This window comes from Marinomonas gallaica, assembly GCF_049821165.1.
GTDB lineage: Bacteria > Pseudomonadota > Gammaproteobacteria > Pseudomonadales > Marinomonadaceae > Marinomonas > Marinomonas gallaica.
This window is the reverse complement of record NZ_CP187511.1, coordinates 90,147-111,691: the sequence shown is the minus strand read 5'-3', so window position 1 is coordinate 111,691 and position 21,545 is coordinate 90,147. Positions and strand designations below refer to the sequence as shown.

Below are 21,545 nucleotides of genomic sequence, written 5' to 3'. Positions count from 1 at the left end.
TGAATCTAGAAGCGGTAGTTTAGGCCTAGTTTGATATTTCGGCCTGTATTTAGGCTTGGCTCTGTTGTTTCGCCGTTGCTTAAATTCGTGCTGTATGAGCCTTTGCTGTAAGCTTTATCGGTAATGTTACCGATGCGAGCTTGGACATAAAAGTTCTCAGTGAAGGCGTATGAAGTGAATAGACCGTACACGGTGTAGCCTTTATATTCGGTACGGCTAGCGCCACCACGTCCTTGGGATTCGTAGCGGCGACCCTTACGGTGCTGCATATCAATCCCAACACGGCCTTTTTGATCATCAAAATAGGTACCCAAAGTTGTGCTGACAGAACGTGGTACGAGGTTGTTATTCTGTGATTTTGAACCATCGTCTTCGACAGAGTAGCCGGCCATGTCCTGCATAGAGAAATTAGCAAACAAGACATTACTGTTGTAAGACGCAGAGAGTTCCCAGCCATAGACTGCTGCCTCGTCGTTGTTGATGTATTGTTTAACAGGATGATTAATGTCGTCGACTTCGTTGTACCAAGTTCCCAAATCACTGTTGTAAAGTTGGTCTTTCAAATCGTTGTGAATGTAGTTCACTTTCGAGGTGAGGTGGTCGTTGGCGGTGAAAACATTGGCCCGCTCAAACACCACGCCGAGCTCGGTATTTAAAGAGGTTTCCCCCGTCAGATCTGTATTCGGAATCGTACACCAGCTGCCATGGCCGATCATACAGCCAGAGGCGTTGCCTGTTTCGTAGATGCCGTCGCCATTGGCATCGTTACCGCGAAAGACATCTTGTAGAAAGCCCTTACCATATACCTCATAAATGGCCGGTGAGCGATAGCCTGTGCCGACTAATGCGGTCAAGCCTAAACCTCGCGCTGCGGTGTTTTCAAAAGGTTTCCATAGGGCGGATACTTTCGAGTTGAATGAGTCTTCGGATTCAAAGTCATCGTCGCGCATTTTGGCTTCAAACGTATCGTAACGCAGGCTGCCAGAAAGCTGTAAATTGTCACCAATTTCAATGGTGTCGCTGGCATAGGCACCGATTGAGGTGCGTTCCGCTTTATTTGGGTTGCCTTGCTCATCTGTATAGGCTAGGCGAATGTCGTCAAATGTATAATCTGCGCCATAGCGGACAGAGTGGGTAGTATTAGAGGTTGGGAAGAAAACGCTGGTGTTTTCTATTTCGGCATACGTGGTGGTCACGCCGCCGGTATTGCGCCAATCCCCCGTCCCCTGATCGCTTTTTAAATCGCTTTTTGCTCGGCTAATACGTGCTTTCAAATCGACTAAATCATTGCTGGCTGGGTTGTAAGCGTACTCGGTCGCAAGTGTTTGATCTTTGAGTTTTTTGTTAGGGTAGGTGATTTCGCCGCTACCGCTGGTGCTCGTTTCGTCGAATTTCTTGTTGTTTTCCATGAAACTGGCTTCGATGCGCGTTGCTTCATTTGGGGTGGCTACGCCTTTGATTAAATAGCTCAGATCTTCCGCACCGGTGTCCGCTTCAGTGATGCCGTTGCCGTTTTCATAATTGTCCGTATCGCGCGCCGAAATTGTGGCATTGGCGGAGAACTTATCACTAAAACGGCGAGCCACGTCGGCGCTGATGCCATCCGATTGCCCATTCGTTTCGTGGCGGTAGCGTAGATTGGCGCCCCAATCACGACCGTCACGAATAATGCTTTCAGGGTCTTTGGTTTCTAGCAGAACAATACCGCCGGTTGAACCGTTACCATAGGTCGTGCCTGCCGCACCTGGGATAACCGTAACGGACTGATACATATCCATATTTAGCCAAATGGTGTCGCGGTCATTACTGGGCTTGTGCATGATTTGACTGCGGTTATTAGGCGCGCCTTCAACACGAACACTGACGTTGTTACCTGACTGACCGCGGATGGTAATGCTACTGCCTCGAGCCCCGTTTACTTCGTCTACGATAACACTTGCATCGCCCGCTAATGCCTCAGCCAATGTTGACGCTTGGCGTGCCTGAATATCCTCGGCTGTAATGGTACGAGCGCCTTCAACGGCTGTGACTCGTGGCGCAGCTGTCGTTTGAATTTCCGTATTCGCTTTACCTTCCACTATTAAGGTATCAAGCTTTTCATCCGCATAAATTGTGCCTGAAGCAAGCGCAACAGCGATGGCAACCAACGAGCGTTTCATGTTCGTTTTATCTCCATTATCAAGGTGGTTTGTAAGCTAAGTGCTTACAAATGTCATAATGCAGAGATAATGTCATATTGATAATGATATTTAAATGCTTTCGATAGTCATTATCATTTAATGCAAGGAACGCTTCGTTTACAAAACCGGAACACTGCCGTTTGCTTGATATAAAGCAGTGATGGCCTGTAAGACCGTAAGCTTATTGGCAACGAGAGATTCTTCGGCACTGTAGAGACTGCGTTGAGCACTGATTAGGTCGGATTTATCGCTGACACCTTCCTGCCATTCGAATTCAATAATGTCGGTTTGTTGCTCAAGGTTCTGGTAAGACGCCTGTTGGTAACGATAGCTGATCAGGCTTTGTTGATAGCTGCTTAGATTATCTTTTACCTCTTCAAGGGCTGTGCGCACAGTATTTTGGTAATTAAACCGAGCGATGATCTCATTAATGGCCGCACGCTGTTCGTTCAAAGAACGTGCGCCACCATCATACAAAGTCATACCGATGGATTCGGATAAGGCAACCGCCCATTGCTCTGCTAAATCATACAAATCCGACGGTCGTAGACTGAGGCTAATGGACAGATTCGGCCAGCGATCTAGCTCGGTAATGGTAGTGCTTAAAAACGCTTGGCGGACACTGGCCTCAGCCGCTTTTAGATCAGGCCGTTGACGAATCAGTTGTGCTGGTTGGTTCAGAGCCACTTGTGGTACGTTGATATCTGATAGCAATGTATTGGGGGCGTACTCAATCCATTGGTCGATGCCACTCAGCAGCGCTATGGTTCGAGCTTGATCCGCTTGCTGTAGCACTAAGGTTTCGGTGCGCTCTTCAAGACTTAGAATGGTACTCTGTTGGCGTAATAGGTCACTCTTGGATACGACGCCTGCATCGTGTTGTAGCGTGTACAGTTCTAAACTTTCCCGAGCTGAAGCGAGGTTTTTTTGCGCGATGGCCAAACGCTCTTTGGTGGCTAAGTAACTAAAATACTGACGAATAATGTTCGCTGTTAGACTGATCTGGGCGGCCTCCAAATCCCATTGGCTGACTTTGGCAGAGAGCGCGGTCTGATCTTCTTGGGCTTGTAGTTTGCCCCATAGATCCCACTCATAACGTGCCGAGAAGGACAGCCCTTCGGAGCTTTGATAGTGCGGTAAATCATCAGTAGATGTGGATTGGGATGCACTGAGGCTCCCACTGGCACTCACGCCTTGGTTAGCGCGTTCAAGGTCTAAGGCGAGTTGGGCGCTGCGTAAACGCTGTGTGGCGATCTTAAGATTCCAATTATTGGTAAACGCCTGTTCTAGTAAAAGGGCTAAGTCAGGGGAGCCAAAGCTCAGCCACTGATCTGGGGTAAACGCACTGTAGGCATATTGTGTATCTGCCATCGCGGGTGTTTCCGGCGTTTGATAGAGCTTTTGGCTGGCGCAGCCGGTTAATAGCAACGCGCAGCAGGTGCAGATTAAAAACTTCATTTACTCCTCCGCCAGAGCATCAATAGGATTGAGGCGTGACGCCTTGCGAGCTGGGGCGTGGCCAAAAATGAGGCCGACTAAAAATGCTGAGGCGAACGCTAACACTGCTGGCTGCCATGACAGTGCAATGGCAATATTAAAACGTGCGATCAGTAGGGCAGCACCAACACCCAGTAAAACGCCAATGATGCCGCCGCTGCAGCATACAACCAGTGCTTCAATATTGAACTGGCGCAAGATGTCTTTGGGCTTGGCGCCCGTCGCCAGTCGTAAGCCGATCTCACGCCGGCGTTCGGTAACGCTCACCAACATAATGTTCATGACCCCAATGCCACCGACTAACAAGGAGATCGCCGCGATGGAACCAAGTAGCATGGTCATGGTATTTTGTGTTTCTGACACCGCTTCGATTAGTGAGGCAGTATTAAAAATACCGAAATCTTCCTTGCCGTGGCGCTGGATTAATCGTTGACGAATGCTTTCCTCTACAGCAGAAAGGTCTTCACCGCTTTGCACTTTTATGGTTAAACCGCCAAGGTAGCGTCCGGAAAAAACACGGGTTAAACCTGTTTGGAGTGGAATCAAGACCACTTCATCGTTGTTCATCCCCCCGGAAGACGCCCCTTGTTCAGTGAGTATGCCAATGACTTGATAGAGCGAGTTTTTCATCATGACATAGCGACCGATGGCGGTTTCATTTGGGAACAAAGAGTCGGCAATGGTCGCGCCAATGACAATCACAGGCGCTTTTTCTTGATTGTCTTGTTCGTTGAACATGACGCCTTGAGCAATTTCCCAGTCTCGTACTTGTAGATAGTTGGGAGTGGTTGCCATGATTTTACTGCGATAGTCGCGATTGAGGTAACGAATGGTCGAGCGTCCTTCACGTTCTGGAGCAATACCGACCAGCTCTGGAAGCAACGCTAACGCGTCGACATCTGCCAATGTTAGGGTCGCAATGTCTCCCGAGTTGCGCATGTTTGCACCGCCAGGGCGTAGTAGTAATAAGTTAGTTCCCATTGATTCAATGCGGTCTATGACTTGCTGTTTACCGCCTTCACCTATAGCCATCATGGCAACGACAGCCGCGACGCCGATCACCACGCCTAGAAGCGTTAGTAGGGTACGAAACCAGTTGGCATACAAGGCTCGAAACGAAATGCTGACCGCTTCGCTGATCGCAATGGACGGCAGGTCGCTTAATGTTTCGTTGTTAGTCTGTGTACTGTATTCACGGCTGCAACCATTATCAGAAAGGATTTTGCCATCCTGAATGTGAATCTGACGCTTGGCTTTAGCAGCGACCTCGGCGTCATGGGTGATCAAGATAATAGTCACCCCCTGCTGGTTAAGGTCACCGAGCAGTTCTAATACCTGTTCACTGCTTTTTGAGTCCAGAGCGCCTGTTGGTTCGTCAGCTAAAATAACCTCGGCGCCATTAATGAGCGCTCGAGCAATAGAGACTCTTTGTTGTTGACCACCTGATAGCTCAGTAGGCTTATGATGTTCACGGCCTTCTAGCCCCAGTTTTTGCAGTAACGCTATAGCATTCTGATAACGCTCGGATCTTGATGTATTAGCATAAAGTGCAGGCAGAGCGACGTTTTCTTGGGCGCTGAGTGCGGGTAACAGTTGATAGCGTTGAAAGACGAAACCGAAAGTTTTCAAACGTAAGGCGGCTAGCTGATCGACGTTCAGCTGACTGACGTCGTGGCCATTGATGAAATAGCGCCCTTCGCTGGCGGTGTCCAGACAACCGATGATATTCATCAACGTGGATTTGCCAGAGCCGGACTGGCCCATAATAGCGACAAACTCTCCTTCCTCAATGGTAAGTGAGACGTCGTCTAGCGCTTTGATTTGCGCATCACCGTTGTGGTAGCTGCGATGGATGTGTTCAACAGCAAGTAATGGGTGTTTAGATGCCACGCGGACCTCCCATGCGTGGACGGTTGTTCGTTAATGACGAGGCAGACCCCTGGTGAGCTCTATTGCTCTTTCCGGCAATGACGTCATCACCTTCACGCAGGCCTGAAATGAGTTCGATATGGGTACGGTTTTGAATGCCAGTCTTGACGGCGACAGTCTGACGTTCCCCTTTGGGGCCTGGAACAAATGCCACGGCGCTGTGCGGGCGTTTTGCGATGCTGGCTAATGGTGCCATGAGAACATCGTTGGCGGCCGCTTCAATGAAAAACACCTGTGTACTCATGCCATCCATTAGCTTGCCTGTGCGATTATCGACGTCGACTAACACTTGGTATAACACCACATCGTTGTTTACCAGTGGGGTTGGTAAAATAGTATTAACGGTAGAGTGGAAGTAGCTATTAGGATTACCCAGTGTCGAAAAGCGTACAGGCATTTCTTCACTGAGTTTATGAATGTCCGCTTCAGATACCGCGGCTCTGAGTGTCATCTGTTTTAAATTCGAAATGGTCATGAGCGTTGGCGCACTTTGGTTAGCGTTCAGAGTTTGTCCAACGCGTACTTTAATGCTGGTCACCGTGCCATCAATGGGCGCATAAATACGGCTGTATGACAGTGTGGCAATATCGCCATCTAAAGCCGCTTTGCTGGCTTTTATTTGCGCCTCAATCGCGGCGATTCGTGCTTTTAAAATCACAATGTCGGTTTCAGCGGATTGCAAGGCATCATCACTGACGGCACCACGATTATGAAGGCGTCGGTCGCGCTCGATACGGGTATTGGACAGTGTTAATTGTGCTTCCAGCTGGGCCAACTGAGCTTTTTGGTTTTCCAAGCTGGCTTGAGAGCGATTGACATCAATTTCAAATACGGTGGCATCGATCTCGGCCAAGAGCTGTCCCTGCTTTACCTCGTCACCTTCTTTGACGTACAGCTTTTCAATCTGCCCTGATACCTGCGCGCCAACATCGACATAATTAGACGGCTCTAGTGTTCCTGTTCCTGCGACGCTGATTTCAATATTGCCTCGGGTGACTTGCTCTTTTAACCAGTTTTGATCCTCCCCTTGTTGGTCTTGGTAATACCACCAAGCCGTTGCGGCAGGGATGCTAAATGCAATGAGCAAAATGCACAGTTTTAGCAAAGGGCGAAGTCGTATCATAAGTATTCACTCACGTTTGATTAGGCAGATAGTAGGTGTTTGACGAGGAAGTAATAGCGCGAAGTATGGTTACAAAATATCAAGATTATGTAAATACAAATGATAATGGTTATTGGTAAATCTATGTAAATCTTGTACTTTACAGTGGGCTTTTATGAATAATGGGCGGCGTCTGGTGCGCTTGCTTATAAGATGACAAAAAAACGGACGCATTAGCGTCCGTAAAAGGCTTTTGTCTATCAGGAATCTCGCAGCAAAATGCTTAAGAGATGATGTGCTGTTTCAAACACAAGATCTATCGTAACGCTTTACAATTGATTTTGTAAATAGTAATTATTATCATCTATTGGCTTTGAGTTGCTTGTTTTGTGTGCAATCTGCTGTTTTGACAGTTCAGTTGAGCGTGCTTCATTTTATGGAAAATCATTATTAAGGCGACAGTGTTATGTCGAATTGGATGCATGGGCGTCTCCCATGGCCACGTTTATTAGTCGTGGCGCGCGTGGTGATTGCTTTAGTTGGCGGTTATAGTTTGGCGGCGATATTGAGTATGGTCGCAGCAAAGTACTCAAATTTAGAAGGACGTGAATTGCGCTCGTTGATCTACTTGGTGTTTTTCTTGCTTTATCCTATCGCTATCATTTGGTTGTTTTCGATTAACAGTCATCGAAAAGCTTTACTCACTACTTTGATTGCAAATGCTTGTGCTTGGATGAGCTTATATGCGTTGGATGGTTTATCGTGAAAGGTCCATTACGTAAAACCATGACGTGGCTGCATACTTGGAGCAGCATTTTATTAGGATGGTTGCTGTTTGCTATTTTTCTGACGGGCACCTTGTCTTATTTTCGCATGGAAATCAGCCACTGGATGACACCCGAAGCACATATGTCCGTGCCATCAGAACAGAGTATGAGTATTGCCGCCAAGCGTTTAGCAGAAGTCGCCCCTGACGCCGAGAGTTGGAACATTAGCCTACCGAGTGAACGCAGTAATACATTAGATTTAAGTTGGCGTAACCCTGGTGATAGTCAGCGTCGTCGTGGTCCGATGGAGGTGCTAGATGCAAGTACAGGGGAGCAGATCAACGTAAGAGAAACCCGCGGCGGTGACTTTCTCTATCGTTTTCACTTTGAACTGTATCACTTACCGCGAGGGGTCTCGCGAACACTCGTTGAAATCGCTACCTTGGCGATGTTCATTGCGCTGATCTCCGGCATTATTATGCACCGCAAGATTTTCAGTGATTTCTTTATGTTTCGGACCAAAAATCGTTCATTAGGTTGGTCGGATGCGCATGCGGTCACGGCAGTATTAGCACTACCATTTCACCTGATGATTACCTTCTCTGGTTTGATTTTGCTGGCGTCGACCTTGGTGTTTTGGGGTGGCGATATAAACCGAGGTGGCAACGGTGGAAATCAAGGGCGCACTACCGATGTTGTCGAAGCGATGCCTGTTGAGCGTTTGCCGCTGCCGGATTTAACTCGAATGTTAGATACCGTTGAGCATGAGCTAGGCGCTAAAGTAAGCTTTTTATTCGCGAACAATCCCATGACACGTGACGCTGAATATCTTTTCTACTCATCTGAGCGAACATCTCTTTTAGGCAATCGCTTTGGTCAAACCATTGCCTTGGATTACGATGGCAATGTTCGCGAGGCGACGGGGATGTTTGCTCCGACGGACGCAAACGTCAGTGCGGTTAGTGCCATCAATGGCGTGCTGAGAACACTTCACGAAGCGCGTTTTGCCGATACCTTTGTGCGCTGGCTATTTTTCATTGCGGGCGTGTCTGGCACTTTAATGGTCGGCACGGGCTCGATTCTTTGGGCAACCAAGCGCGCTAAACGCCAAGCAGGGCAGTTTGGATTTGAGCTGGTGCATACACTGAATATTGCCAGCATTGCTGGCCTTTGTGGCGCTGTCGCAAGTTATTTCTGGTTAAACCGTGTGCTACCGGCGGATATGTTGACGCGTCAAAGCTGGGAGATTAATGGCTTTTTTATTGTCTGGTTGATTGCTTTGTTGCACGCGGCGATTTTCCGTCATCGAAATGCTTGGCAATGGCAACTTTGGGTCTTTGGTGGGCTATTTGCTTTGCTGCCAGTGTTAGATCAATTTACCTCCCCTGTTGGGCTTTGGGGTGCCATTGTAGACGGTGATGTGTTGCGCTTGAGTTTTGATGGGATGTGCCTAGTAATTGGGGGGATCTTGTTGTCATCTGCGGCGTACTTGCGGAAAAAGAGTCAGTTAGTCATGGCACCTAACACGTCTTCATCTAAGACAATCACAGAGCAGAAGGCGAACACCTCATGATGATAGCGTTGTCATTTTTACTCAGCTTTTATGGCTTTCTGCATTTCGCTATGTCGGTTAAGAAGCATCATATGGACATTTATAAAGGCTGGTACCAAGCCAAACCTTTAAGTCAGCGCGAATATTGGGTCATGCAAGCCATTGCTTGGTTGGCGATGACGGCATCCTTTTATTGTGCCGTCGTCATATGGGGCATCGGCATTGGTTCGATGGCTTGGCTTATGTTGATCACGGTATCCGCTCTGTTAGTGGTTGCGCTGTTTGGCTATCGTTTACAATGGTTTAAATGGCTATGGCGCTATACCTGCTTAGGGCACAAGGTTGCACCGCCTGAGTTAAAGTCATCCATCGATCATCGGTCCCGTTAACAAGAGTTGTAGTATGAATCAAATTCCAACAGATGTGTGCTGCCTTGCTGATTACGAACGTCATGCGCAGACCATTTTGTCTGAGCCAACTTGGGCCTATCTATCTGGGTATTCGATGGATGGCTTCACTCATCAACGTAACCGGACAAAGTTAGACGAAGTGCTTGTGCAGCAACGTATTCTGACGGAAAGTCTAGGGCAAGGTGACTGTCGTCAGACCCTATTCGGCACCGAGCTGAGTATGCCACTGCTGATCGCACCATTAGCGTACCAAAAATTAGCCAGCTCGATGGGCGAGTTAGGTAGTGTGCAAGCAGCGGCAGCTCAAGAGGTAGGCTTTTGTTTATCGACTTTGGCAAGTTCGACGATTGAACAGGTTGCCGATGTGGCGCCGCAGTCAAAGCGATGGTTTCAGTTATACTGCCAACCCAGTTTAGACGACACGCTGACACTCATACGACGCGCAGAGTCGTCAGGTTATCAGGCCATTGTTGTGACGGCCGATGCGCCGATTAATGGTGTACGCAACGCGGAACAAAGGGCAGGATTTGAACTGCCCGATGGAGTGCGTGCGGTGAATCTTGATTGCTTACCGCAGGCAGCGCAAGGCGATTCAGTGTTTGCCTGTTGGATGGGGCAAGCACCGGACTGGCAAACGCTCGCTTGGCTGCGAGAACAAACAACCCTGCCGATTTTACTGAAAGGCGTCATGCATCCTGCAGACGCGAAACGTGCTGTAGAGCTTGGCATCGACGGTTTGATTGTGTCGAATCATGGTGGTCGAGTTCTGGACAGTCAGCCTGCGACCATTGAGGTGTTGCCCGCCATTCGTGCGGCTGTGGGGGCGACGCTTCCTGTGCTGCTCGACAGTGGAATTCGCCGTGGTAGTGATATTTTTAAAGCAATCGCGTTGGGGGCTGACGCTGTCTTATTAGGGCGTCCAGTATTTTATGCTCAAGCCGTTGCTGGGCCGTTGGGCGTTGCTCACTGTTTGCGTATTCTTCGAGATGAGCTAGAAGCAACCATGGCGTTGTGTGGTTGTGCGACCGTTCAGGACATCAACCAAGACTGTCTTTACACGCCTTTTTAGCCTACTTCTTTTCCTATGATGTGTGGTGTCAGACCCTAGTTGGTCTGGCTCCATTGACGCAGCAAATTGTGGTACACCCAGATCAAGTTTTGAATGCGTTCGTCGTCAGGCATGTCTGTTCTAAGTGATTGAATGGTTTGGTCTAACTGATGCAAGGTACGGCGCTGTTCGTTATCGCCAACCAGACTTTGTAACCAAAAGAACGAACTCACACGGGCGCCTTTTGTCACCGGGTTGACCCGATGGATACTGGTTGATGGATAAAGCACCATATCGCCTGCCGGAAGCTTTATTTGCTGTGCGCCAAACGTGTCTTCAATGATCAGTTCACCGCCTTCATATTCATCTGGATCGCTGAAAAACAAGGTCATTGAAAGATCTGTGCGAATCTTGACGGGCGTATTGGGCACCTGGCGAATGGCATTGTCCACATGAAAGCCAAACTGGCCGCCGCCTTCGTAGCGATTGAACATGGGCGGAAAAATTTTGGCCGGTAACGCGCTGCTCATAAAATCTTCCCGTTGGCCAAGCGTCTGTAAAATAAAATCTCCGAGCTTGCGTCCGAGCGGGTCCTCTTGGCTCAGTTGCAAGTTGGACTTTTGCTGGTGTGAAGCATTGCCAGCGGTCAACTTACCGTCTTGCCAATTGGCCTGGTCCAGCGCATGACGAATGTCTTTCACTTGCTCTGGTGTCAGAACATTTTTTAGGTGCAATAGCATGATGTCGAACTCATATTGAAGGCGTTATAAAGTGTAGAAACGGCAAAACAGCCGTGTAAAAGTAACACGACTGCTTTGCAAGAACGAAGAAAGGGGAGTGACTTCGCTCTTATTTGATGCCGAGAATGCGACTTAGAAGTCGTATTTCACAGACACTTTTACATTACGAGGATTGCCAGGTTTAAAGTGCCCTTTGGCGCTGTAATCGGTCGCGTAACGTTCGTCAGTTAAGTTGCTGACGTTTAGTTGAGCCGACAGGTTTTCTGTAAAGGCATAACCTGCCATAGCGTTCACTAGCGTGATATCACCGGTGGTGAAGTAAACTGTGTTACGACGCCAGAAATCGTTGCCAGATTGGTATTCTGCACCTGCACCGAGTGTCAGTGGGCCAGAGGCATAGGTCATCCATAGGGCCGCCGAGTCATCTGGTGCAGCCGTAAGACCGTTACCTTCGGCTTCTGGATTACTGTAGTTCTCCGTTACTTTTGCATCTTGGCGCGTGTAACTTGCAGTAATGGCCAGTGAGTCCGTGAGTTGACCGGTGGCGGACAGCTCGAAGCCTTTGCTTTCTTGCTCACCTGATGTAGCGAGCTGCTCGTCGATGGTGTCATAGACGTCTTTCGTTGTTCTGAACACAGCGGCGCTCAACAATAGGCGGTCGTCCAGTAGTTCCCATTTTGTACCCAGTTCAGTGGTCATCGACTCAAGTGGATCAAGCGATGTGTATTCGCTCACTTGTTCAGCGTTACGGCCATTTAATGATAGGTTGTTACCATTAGGTTCTTGGTTGTTAGCTACCGATAGGTAGATACTTCCATTGCGTGTCGGTTTGAAGTTGATCGATGTATTCCAGCTGAATAAGTTGGCATCAGACGACGCACTGACTGAGGTAGCGCTGTCACCACGACCAACGTTTTGCGTGCTGTCGACGTCGTAGTTTTCAAGACGCGCGCCAGCGGCAACTTGCCAATGTTCATTTAACGTAACGGTATCGTGGAGGTAGGCGGCTAGGCCATTGGCGGTCGCATCTTTTGAGTAGCCATCGATACTGTAGTTACCAGTCGCTGTAATCTCACCTGGATTCAGTGGGTTATACGACTCTTTTGAGTAGCTGTAACCGGATAAATCCACGTTCGGTGTCTTCTGGCTTTCGCGATACGCTTCAGCGCCAATGACGATGTCATGGCGCACATTCCCCATGTATTTTTCGCCAATGAAATCAAGTTGAGTCACTAACAGTTGGTTTTTGCTGAAATCTGTTTTTGGGAAAACTAAGCCGTAATTCCCCGTATAATCTGGGTTGTTACGGTCGCCTAAGTTCTCAGGCCAAGGGCGGTGAATGATGGATTTTGTTTCGGTCTCGCCAAAGCGTGTTTGACTGCGTAGGTTCCACTCTTGGCTCAACTTATGATTGATAATAGCGGTTACAACGGTGGCATCGAGCTCTTCAAAGTCACGACCTTTTACGCCGTAGTAGTTGCTCCAGTATTCTTCGGGCAACGTGCCTTCTGGAATACCCAGTGCTGCACTGGTTTGTTCGGTGATGAAAGGCAAGCCGATGACAGGCGTGTTGTCCTGTTTTGTGTGTAGAAAGTTAATCGTGAAATCCGTATCTTCACTCAGTCGTTCAAAGTAAGACGGTGCAATGGCGTAGCTTTTGTATTCTTCTTCGCCATTATCCCAGTAGTCGCCACCTTGTTCTGCCATGAGGTTTAAACGAATCGCACTGTCTTCAGACAAAACTTTGTTAAAGTCACCTGTTAAGCGTTTGGTATCACCTTCGTCGTATGAGGCGTTGATGCTGTTTTTGTCGCCTCGAAGATGCGCGGCTTTAGAAACTAGGTTTACCGAGCCCCCAGCAGAACCTTTGCCATAGATCGAGCCATTAGCGCCTTTTGCTACTTCAACTTGTTCGATGTTGAACGTATCGCGGCTGTAGCCCGCGACATCACGGATGCCATCAGAGTAAATGCTGCCGTTGGCATCGAAACCACGAATGGTGACATTGTCAGAGGTATTGACGTTACCGCCACCGCCTTCACCTGCACCAAAGGTTGAAACACCAGACACATTACGCAGTGCGTCTTCTAATGAAGTGACTCCTTGGTCTTCCAATACTTGCTCGTTCACAACGTTAATGGTTTTTGGTGTATTGACCATTTCTTGAGTGAACTTAGGGCTTGATGGCGCTTCTGCTTTGTAGCCTTTTTCAGAGCTATCAATGACTTGGATACGATCCAATGCAACTTGGTTATCGGCAGCAAATGCTGGCGCGCTCATTAATGCTAGAGCGGAACCTACAGCGATTGCGATCGGAGCCACTTTGAATGGCGTAGTATTGTAAGAGTTTGAGTTCTTCATCGAGTTATTCACACCAGTAATGTTTTAAAAATAGAGGCTATATATAATTGAGAAGCAAATGCTAAATGATAATTGTTATTATTGGTAGGTATTTCTTACAATTTCTTTGTGTAATCTGCATAAAAAAGACGATTTTGACAGAGGAAACGAGAGTAACCTCTGTCAAAGAGGGGGGAAGTAAGGTTAAGGAGTCGGTAGCTGAGTCAAATTGTCTTGCCAGCGACGGATAAAGTCGCGTTTGCTATAGCGACTAAAATCATCGATTTGCCAAGTATTTTCACCCGCTTTGGTATCGATGATAAGAGTTTTCAAGTTGTCTACTTCATCCAAATCAAGCGTTGGTAGCATCAAGCCTTGGCTAAACGGCGAGACGGACGCTTTAGCATCAATTAGCGCATCAAAGCCCGACATTAGTAGCGCGTCGTCGATATCCAACGCCAGTTGACGCAAAGCGGTGCTAGTGGCTCGGAAATTACGGTTAATTTGCTCGGCTTCATCTGGCCACAGAGCAATCAAGTCGCGCTTTAAAATCCCCAGCATAAGCAGGGCATTATTCGTGTTTAGCCAAAAGTACTCATCAGGCTGTTGAGTCGCCACGCGCTCGCCAGCGGGGATCAGAGCTTGGGCAATATCGATTGGCACAATGTGTATATTACGACTGCGTAAGGGCTTGTAGAACGCCAGTTCAGGTCGAAGTGAACTAATATTCACAATGGCATCGAAGTGGGGCATTGGCTCGGTCTCATTACGGTTGAGCCAGCTAGGGATACGGTTAATCGGCAGTCGTGTTGGCGGTAGGTAAGTGACTTCAATTTCCGTATTTTGCAATAATGCTTGGCTCATGCTGTGAGTGATGGGCGCTACCGTTGCGACGTTAGCGGCCACAGCCCAATGAGTCATTAACAGTAAAAAACTAGAGAGTATTACGCGCATGCGGTGGAGCCTCCTTTACGCAGAGAGTAAATAGAAATAGCGACGATGAACCAAACACAAGCGACTAAAATAATCGCAGGACCGGTGCCAATGGCCCATTTCATATGCATGGGCAGCAGCACACCGACTAACGCGCTGGTGGTGGCAATCAAAACAGAGAGTCCCACCATGCCGCGTAAATCCTGAGCAATGAGGCGAGCACTGGCCGCAGGTATCAACAGTAAGGCACCCACTAAAATCGCACCGATGATTTTTACAGCGGCAACCGTTACTAAGGCAATTAACAGAACAAAGCCGTAATCGTGCAGGGTGACTGATATACGTCGAGACTGGGCAATATCAGGGCTTAAGGCGTTTAAAAAAGCATGGTTGGCGCTAAACCATGCCAACCCCATGACGACCAGAGTAATGACGGATAAGATAATTAAGTCGTAAGCAGAAGCGGTCAAAATGGAGCCAAACAACACTTGCTCGACTAAGTGTGCATTGATTTTTTTCGCGACGAACATCAGCAGAGCGGCCCCCAGCGCTAACGCAAACGCCAAAAATACGCCGATGAGCGCATCATAAGGTACAGTCGTTCGGCCTCGCACCCATTGAAGAGTCAGTGCAAATAAAATCGAAAAAGCAAACAGGCTAATCCAAGGTTCGGTTACAGGCTCTCCCATTAAGATGCCAATAGAGACGCCAGTCAACGCGCTGTGGCCGACCGCTTCGGATAAAAAGGCAAGGCGCTTTACCACCACTAAAGTGCCTAATAACCCAAGCAACGGGCCGATCATCAGACAAGCTAGAAACGCATTGACCACGAAGCCATAGCCAAACATGCTTGGTAATAAACCACTGTCTACGAGATGGGAAAATGCCGAATGAATACTAGCTAGCATGACGAAGACCTATCATCGGCACTTGTAGGGACTGTAAAACGGAATTGGGTTCGCCGTGCGCCTGAAGTGTGCCATCTATCCAAGACAAGCTATCGCAGTATTGTTGTAAGATTTGCCAATCGTGTTCGATCATAATAATGGTGCCGCCGTCGGCTTTAAAATTCATCAGGATTTCTAAAATCTGCTCGCGACCGTATTTATCCACACCGGCGAGAGGTTCATCGAGCAGTAAAACATGGGGGCGATTAAGCAGAGCACAGGCCAATAAAACGCGTTGTCGTTCACCTGAAGATAAGGTGCCGAGACGCTTACCGAGTAACCCTTGAATGCGTACTTTTTCAACTACGGCCGCGATTTTTGGATCCCCTTTAAAGCGAAGCCACACTGGACGCTTGTCACAATGCATACGTAAAAAATCGAGAGCAGTCACGGGTAACGAGGCATCAAAGGGAGACAGTTGCGGCATATAGCCAATGGCATCACGACCTTCTGGCCAATGCAGCTCAATAGTGCCTGAATGATTGTGTAAACCTGCGATGGCTTTAAGTAACGTGCTTTTACCGCCGCCGTTGGGGCCCGCAATGCCATGCCAAAGTCCGCCTTCTAATGACAAGTCCATAGCGCTGAGTAATGTCATACCTTTTACGGCTACCGTTAGGTTAGCCAGATGTAAGCTTGGGCCTTTGATCATTGCAGTGCCTCGGCAAGCTTGGCGAGGTTGTTGCCCATCTCACGTTCGACTTGGTCTTTGCTGTAGTCGCCGTGTGTCATGTGGCTAAAGTAATAAACCTTTATGCCGGTTTCCCGTTCGATCAAATCGACATAGCGGTTTTCCATGTTCAGCTCGGTAAATAACACATCAATGTTTTGTTTACGGATGGTATCGATGGTGTCTTCTAACTGAGAGGCTGTCGGTGACACACCGTGTGCCGGTTCAATGACGGCCGATACCGTCAACCCGAACTCTTGCAGTAAATAGGCGTACGCCCCATGGGTACTGGCAATTCGAAGATTGCTAACGTCTTTATCCAGTAGGGCTTGTTGCACGGGCGTTTTCAGCGCACGCAGCGTCTTGGCGTAAGCCAATGCATTTTTGAGGAAGTAGGTTTTATTATCAGGGTCCAACTCACCTAAGGCTTTGGCAATGGTGTAGACCTGACGAATGCCGGCGTCGATAGAGACAAAAGAATGTGGGTTTACTTTTTCACCGTGACCAATCAAGGGCACATCTTTATTGGCATAGATTACGGTTAGATTGTCAGGTTGAAGACGGTCAACGGTATTGGTAGCAAATAGATCATGTCCAATGCCGTTCACGACCAGCGCATCAAGGCTGTTTAAGCGCTCGATATCGGCGGGACTGAGCTGATAATTATGTGGATTGAAACCAGCTTCAACTAACGGTAGCACATCGCCACGATCGCCAAGAATGTGGCTAACATAGGAATAGTAAGGGTGCAAAGTGATGCCCACTTGCAGTCGAGCGCTTGCGTGTGTGCTGATCAAGACAAGTAGGCTGAGCAGTAAATATCGCATGGAAAGTCCTATTGGTTAAGCGAGTGCCAAGTAAGCGGTGCATGACAGTCTGCGGGCTGGTCTGTTACGGCCCAATGAGCATCCCAAGTGTCGTCATGGCGTTCGATGATAAACAGGTATTGTCCCTGTAAAAGCGTGAAACAGCGCTCTTCTTGTTGCTGAAAACGTTGCCCGTTGAGTGCGGGCAGAGGCAGATCACCTAGCTGATAAGGCTCTGACAGCATGCCCGCTTCTTCAAGTAGGGTGATTTCTTCGATAGCATTACTGATTTGTGTGGCCATATTGCTTAGTGACGTGGGCAATTCAGGCACGGTTTGTCCGTCGACTTTTTGAATAAGCGACAATAGAGTCATTGCTGTCGCTATGATGGCCGCGCAGATCAGCAGAAAATTGCGCGTTTCCCCGCGGCCATTGGCAGGCAAAATTACTTCAATCTCAGAACTCGGCATAGTCAAACTCTGCCGGATCTTCGTGCCCTGGATCGAACATTAGATAATATTCGCCGTCAGGTTGTGGCAAGCGAATTTGTCCTGCTTTATCGGTTGTGAGTTGCGTCAGCAGCTCTTCATCGTAGCTGCGTACTTCAACGGTTTCACCGTAAGCAAGCGAACCATCGCTGTAGGCTGCGGTGCATTGCACTTCTTGCTGTAGCAGTACACAATCGAGTGTTGGGTAGTGGGCCATGGCTTTGCTCGAAAGCAAAGCCACTAGGCTACCCATGAGTAAGGTAGCTTTGGTCATTATTCGTATACCACTTCAAAGGTGTAAAACACGGTGTAAAAGGCTTTATCTGCGTTGTCGCCTGCTTCGTCACTTTGGTAACCAAAAGTAGCGGCGTAACGCCCGGCGTTTTCAAATTCGACACTGGCCATGCCTTTAGCGTCAGTTTTAAGTGTAATAGGCTCTAATTCACCATTATAGAGACCGGCTTCAGCTTTAATGGTGATGTCCACGCCCTCTACGGCTTTGCCATCTAACATGGCTTGAAACTCAATTTCTTCACCATTGATGTAATCGGCTGGATGCGTCACAGGAATGATTTCGAACCCTTCATTTGATGGCTCTAGTACTGCATTAGTAGGCATTTTTGCCGTTACGAATGACATGCCATAACGGTTCATTTTCACCGTTTCGATGTTTTTCGCATCCGCTGGAATTTGGTCTTGTACTTCCGCTCGAGTACCACGTAGGCGTTTGTGAGTGTCACGTTTACCAATGGTGTAGCTTGTCATGTACATCGGCTCAGTGCTGCCGTAGACGATTTTGTAAGTGCCATCGGTTTGCATCGGCAAATCAAAAGAGGTACGAGAAGCACTTTTGACGACGGTACCAATGTTGCGAATAGGTTTGCCATCTGCGCCGTATACATTGATGTTATCTACGCCAACAGGCTTATCAAAGCGAAACACACCGTGGGAAGCGGAGATATCGACTGCAACCGTCGCAGGTGCTTTTGTGATTATGGATTTTGATGGCATGATCATCAGTTCGTGAGCCATTGCACCGCTTGCTGCTAATAAACCTAGAGCGCATAAAGTCGCTTTAAACATAAGTATTCCTTAAATGTGTTTAGTTAATCGTAATGAGAATGTCGCCCAGCTCATCTTCGGCGGGAATGCGGTACTGTTGGTGGCCATCCGTTGTATCAATTTGGGTTTTCATTAAAGAGCGGCCTCCGTTTTCGCGGGCCGCTTCGAAATATAAGGTGAAAGTGTCCCATTCATCGTTGATCTCAAAGGTTTGGCTGTATTGTCCTGGCCCTTTTGTCGCGCCGGTTAAACCGTCCATTTGATGATCGTAGCGGCCGATCTTGCGCCACCAGCGGCGTAGGTCGGATAACCATTTGTCTTTCTCACCCTGTAGGTGCCAGACCAATAGGTGCTCAGCATTACGACCATTTTCGGCCCAGATCGCCACGTAAGGTTTGGCGTAACGCTCGGCATCAGGTTGTGGAATGTTGAAAGTCACATCCACTGTGGTGGCGTGCGTGATGCTCGCCATACCGAGTGTGGCCGCAAGCAGTGTTTTATTAACTAATGAGCGCATAAAGCTCTCCTTTAATGCATCAAATAAACAGCCATCACCATGACCACAGAACCCAAACTCACCCAACTAAGGGTGGTGGTTCGTTGCAAGGTGTTGGCCAATAAAAGCCACAGGCCAGACAGACAAAAGACCAGCATACACAGGCCGGCAATGTCGGATAACCAAAGCCAAAACCCATTAACATGTTTGCCGCGGTGCAAATTGTTGAGCATTTCCAAAAAGGGCAGGTGACGTATAAACACCTCTGCAACAGCCTCTTCGGGATACACTTCTACGGCATAGCTGCCTTGAGGTCCGTCTAAATGCAGTAGTAATAACTGCTCATCCAATGCCCACGTGATTTCTATGTCTACGCCATGAATCGCATATGTTTGATCTAGCCACGTCAACACGCTCAATGCGGTATAAGTAGATTCATGGTCCCACTCTAACTCTGACAACGTGCTCGGTAAGTCCAGAGTTTGGCTGGATTGATCTGTGGCGCCTAAATTCCAATTGCCGTGATTCAGTAGCACTCCCGTTAACGCAAAAAAAATCATCAGCAGTAATACAGGCGCTGCGCTGTAAATATGTAGCCAGCGAGCCCAGCGATTTAGTGCAATAAAAGGGCGTGTCATAAACGGAAGTAATCTTATTTGTAAATTATTCGCCAATGATAATCGCTACCATTAATAATATGCAATATAATACGAATAATTATCAGATAGATTTACATAGGTTTACGGAGAGAACGGTGTCTTGGTGGTTTACAAAACTTATTCAGCAGTTAAATCGCATGATGTATATGGCCGGTGGGGTAGCATTGTTTATCTTGCTGTATGTGTGGAGCGTGCTCAGTGCCAGCAAGACGGTTGAGGTTCCGCTAGAGGCTCGTATTCCCGAGCATCCGCTCTTTTCGTTAGCTGAGCACTCGGTCTATCGGTTTAGTCATGATTTGGTGGCACAAGTGGATCATGATGTATTGGGGTATGTTTTCTCGACGCAAGAGTGGTATTGGTTAAAAGGACTTTCGTTAATCAGTCAGTGCCTGTTATGGGGAGTGGTTGTCATAGGTCTGCTGGCATTAACGTCAGCCCCCATACGACGTTATGGCTTTTCCATGGTGCTTATGGCGGCTGTAGTATTGAATTCCCGTGTGTTTGACTTAGATAATCAGGCTTCCATTCACCCTTGGTGGGCATTATTTCTCATTATAATGCCGATGCTCGCCGTGTACGTTGATATTAAAAAGCAGTTGCCAATGCGGCCAGGTCAGCGACTGGCACTGATTGCCTATGCCAGCCAAACCGGCAGCGCGAAACGCTTGGCTGAGCAGTTGCATGAAACGGCTCAGTCTTTGTTGGACGTGCGTTGTGTGTCGCAGTTAACAACACAGCAGTTATTGAGTTATCAAAAAGTCTTCTTTGTGGTGAGCACTCAGGGCAATGGCGATGCGCCCGATACCGCACATAGCTTTTTACGAGACATAAAGAAACAGACAAAGAGCAACATCGACACCGAGTTCAGTGTATTGGCACTGGGTGATCGTACCTATAATACGTTTTGCGCCTTTGGTCACCAGCTCACTGACTTGTTGCGTCAAAAGGGTTTTAAATTAGCCTTGCCGACGCAAGAAGTGGATCGAATGGATGTGTCGGCTGTCGATCACTGGTGGCAGCAAATTTGTGGCCGATTTGGGATTGTGAGTGATACCGTTTCAATGCAGTACGACACGTTTACGGTGGTGAGCAATGAATGCTTGAACCCCATGCAGACACATCGTCATGTTCATCGAATTAGGCTGTATTGTTCAGGTGCTCGCTATCGCGCAGGAGATCTGCTGGCGGTACAGGCAGATGAGACGAATGAGCCTGAACGCCTCTATTCGATAGCCTCTTATGAAAAAGACTATGTGGAGTTATTAGTACGACGGCATTTGCGCCCAGATGGTCACGTTGGTCTAGTTTCCGGTAGATTGAGTGCCATGGAATCAGGCGATTTTGTTAAGGCCAGTATTCGGGAGCATGAAGCGTTTCATCTGGTGGATGATGTGCCCTTGATCATGATTGGTGCAGGAACAGGATTAGCGCCGTTCGTGGGCTTTTTAAAACAGAAACAAGCATGGCAAAGTCAGACGCCTAGTTGGTTGATCTTTGGTGAACAATACGCGCAATATGATGACTATTTTTCCCACGATCTTAAAGCACTGAAGCATTCTGGTGTTCTCACCCGAATGGACTCAGCGTGGTCTCGATCAGATGGCGACTATGTACAAACACTTTTGAAAAGGCATCAAGCAGAAGTTCGTCAATGGTTAGCGCAGGGGGCGCATATTTATGTCTGCGGCAGTCGTGAAGGGTTTGGTAATGAAGTCTGTCATACGTTACAGCAGATCCTTTCAGACACCTATTTTGAAACGCGTTTGCACACGGATTTGTATTGATCGACGAAGAAAGACTGACATATTGCAAAAAAAAGCGGATGACAAAGCATCCGCGCAAACTCGGTTTTGTATTACCTAATCGGTTACAGATCAAATCTCTTCATCGAACAGGTAAGATCGGAGCAATGCGTCCGA

Annotated in this window: 20 protein-coding genes; 5 read left to right on the top strand and 15 right to left on the bottom strand. The window is 48.1% G+C overall.

Annotated features, from left to right (window positions below):
* Positions 1-5: 5 nt before the first annotated feature.
* The 4 genes from ACPUEK_RS00530 to ACPUEK_RS00515 form a co-directional block, all read right to left on the bottom strand.
* Positions 6-2,159, bottom strand: coding sequence for a TonB-dependent receptor domain-containing protein (locus ACPUEK_RS00530; RefSeq protein ID WP_425641904.1), 2,154 nt, complete (start codon positions 2,157-2,159; stop codon positions 6-8).
* A gap of 138 nt (positions 2,160-2,297) precedes the next feature.
* Positions 2,298-3,638, bottom strand: coding sequence for an efflux transporter outer membrane subunit (locus ACPUEK_RS00525; protein WP_425641903.1), 1,341 nt, complete (start codon positions 3,636-3,638; stop codon positions 2,298-2,300).
* Positions 3,639-5,567 carry a MacB family efflux pump subunit gene (locus ACPUEK_RS00520; RefSeq protein ID WP_425641902.1) on the bottom strand — a complete coding sequence of 643 codons (1,929 nt, stop codon included), beginning with the start codon at positions 5,565-5,567 and terminating at the stop codon, positions 3,639-3,641.
* Positions 5,557-6,729, bottom strand: a complete 1,173-nt coding sequence (locus ACPUEK_RS00515) for an efflux RND transporter periplasmic adaptor subunit (RefSeq protein WP_425641901.1) — start codon at positions 6,727-6,729, stop codon at positions 5,557-5,559. The genes ACPUEK_RS00520 and ACPUEK_RS00515 overlap by 11 nt, the downstream gene beginning before the upstream one ends.
* A gap of 445 nt (positions 6,730-7,174) precedes the next feature.
* On the opposite strand from ACPUEK_RS00515, the gene ACPUEK_RS00510 reads away from it, so the two are divergent.
* From ACPUEK_RS00510 to ACPUEK_RS00495, 4 genes are read left to right on the top strand one after another with little or no spacing between them, the layout of a single operon-like run.
* Positions 7,175-7,474: a hypothetical protein gene (locus tag ACPUEK_RS00510; RefSeq protein ID WP_425641900.1), complete on the top strand. Its 300-nt coding sequence runs from the start codon at positions 7,175-7,177 to the stop codon at positions 7,472-7,474.
* A complete protein-coding gene (locus ACPUEK_RS00505; RefSeq protein ID WP_425641899.1) occupies positions 7,471-9,048 on the top strand; it encodes a PepSY-associated TM helix domain-containing protein in 1,578 nt (525 codons plus the stop codon). The genes ACPUEK_RS00510 and ACPUEK_RS00505 overlap by 4 nt, the downstream gene beginning before the upstream one ends.
* Positions 9,045-9,416, top strand: coding sequence for a DUF3325 domain-containing protein (locus ACPUEK_RS00500; RefSeq protein ID WP_425641898.1), 372 nt, complete (start codon positions 9,045-9,047; stop codon positions 9,414-9,416). The genes ACPUEK_RS00505 and ACPUEK_RS00500 overlap by 4 nt, the downstream gene beginning before the upstream one ends.
* A 13-nt stretch (positions 9,417-9,429) precedes the next feature.
* On the top strand, positions 9,430-10,506 hold the full coding sequence (locus ACPUEK_RS00495; protein WP_425641897.1) for an alpha-hydroxy acid oxidase: 1,077 nt from the start codon (positions 9,430-9,432) through the stop codon (positions 10,504-10,506).
* 35 nt (positions 10,507-10,541) lie between these two features.
* On the opposite strand, the gene ACPUEK_RS00490 is transcribed toward ACPUEK_RS00495, so the two are convergent.
* The 11 genes from ACPUEK_RS00490 to ACPUEK_RS00440 form a co-directional block, all read right to left on the bottom strand.
* On the bottom strand, positions 10,542-11,225 hold the full coding sequence (locus ACPUEK_RS00490; RefSeq protein WP_425641896.1) for a Fe2+-dependent dioxygenase: 684 nt from the start codon (positions 11,223-11,225) through the stop codon (positions 10,542-10,544).
* Between the two features lie 132 nt (positions 11,226-11,357).
* Positions 11,358-13,586 (bottom strand): TonB-dependent receptor, encoded by a 2,229-nt coding sequence (locus tag ACPUEK_RS00485; protein WP_425641895.1) that lies wholly within the window; start codon positions 13,584-13,586, stop codon positions 11,358-11,360.
* Between the two features lie 183 nt (positions 13,587-13,769).
* Positions 13,770-14,519: a hypothetical protein gene (locus tag ACPUEK_RS00480; protein WP_067215385.1), complete on the bottom strand. Its 750-nt coding sequence runs from the start codon at positions 14,517-14,519 to the stop codon at positions 13,770-13,772.
* Entirely contained in the window at positions 14,510-15,406 is an 897-nt protein-coding gene (locus ACPUEK_RS00475) for a metal ABC transporter permease (RefSeq protein ID WP_425641894.1), read from the bottom strand. Before ACPUEK_RS00475 ends, ACPUEK_RS00480 begins: the two co-directional genes overlap by 10 nt.
* On the bottom strand, positions 15,396-16,097 hold the full coding sequence (locus tag ACPUEK_RS00470) for a metal ABC transporter ATP-binding protein (RefSeq protein WP_425641893.1): 702 nt from the start codon (positions 16,095-16,097) through the stop codon (positions 15,396-15,398). Before ACPUEK_RS00470 ends, ACPUEK_RS00475 begins: the two co-directional genes overlap by 11 nt.
* The gene (locus tag ACPUEK_RS00465; RefSeq protein ID WP_425641892.1) at positions 16,094-16,942 is read right to left on the bottom strand and encodes a metal ABC transporter solute-binding protein, Zn/Mn family; all 849 of its coding nucleotides are present in this window, start codon (positions 16,940-16,942) and stop codon (positions 16,094-16,096) included. Before ACPUEK_RS00465 ends, ACPUEK_RS00470 begins: the two co-directional genes overlap by 4 nt.
* An 8-nt stretch (positions 16,943-16,950) precedes the next feature.
* Positions 16,951-17,391, bottom strand: a complete 441-nt coding sequence (locus tag ACPUEK_RS00460) for a hypothetical protein (protein ID WP_425641891.1) — start codon at positions 17,389-17,391, stop codon at positions 16,951-16,953.
* Positions 17,378-17,683: a hypothetical protein gene (locus tag ACPUEK_RS00455; RefSeq protein WP_425641890.1), complete on the bottom strand. Its 306-nt coding sequence runs from the start codon at positions 17,681-17,683 to the stop codon at positions 17,378-17,380. The genes ACPUEK_RS00460 and ACPUEK_RS00455 overlap by 14 nt, the downstream gene beginning before the upstream one ends.
* Positions 17,683-18,492: a DUF4198 domain-containing protein gene (locus ACPUEK_RS00450; protein ID WP_067215372.1), complete on the bottom strand. Its 810-nt coding sequence runs from the start codon at positions 18,490-18,492 to the stop codon at positions 17,683-17,685. The genes ACPUEK_RS00455 and ACPUEK_RS00450 overlap by 1 nt, the downstream gene beginning before the upstream one ends.
* Before the next feature lie 19 nt (positions 18,493-18,511).
* Positions 18,512-18,988, bottom strand: coding sequence for a DUF2271 domain-containing protein (locus ACPUEK_RS00445; RefSeq protein ID WP_067030144.1), 477 nt, complete (start codon positions 18,986-18,988; stop codon positions 18,512-18,514).
* Positions 18,989-18,999: 11 nt separating this feature from the next.
* The gene (locus ACPUEK_RS00440; protein WP_067215365.1) at positions 19,000-19,605 is read right to left on the bottom strand and encodes a PepSY-associated TM helix domain-containing protein; all 606 of its coding nucleotides are present in this window, start codon (positions 19,603-19,605) and stop codon (positions 19,000-19,002) included.
* A gap of 116 nt (positions 19,606-19,721) precedes the next feature.
* Between ACPUEK_RS00440 and ACPUEK_RS00435 the strand changes: the two genes are divergently transcribed.
* Entirely contained in the window at positions 19,722-21,410 is a 1,689-nt protein-coding gene (locus tag ACPUEK_RS00435; protein ID WP_425641889.1) for a flavodoxin domain-containing protein, read from the top strand.
* Positions 21,411-21,545 lie beyond the last annotated feature (135 nt).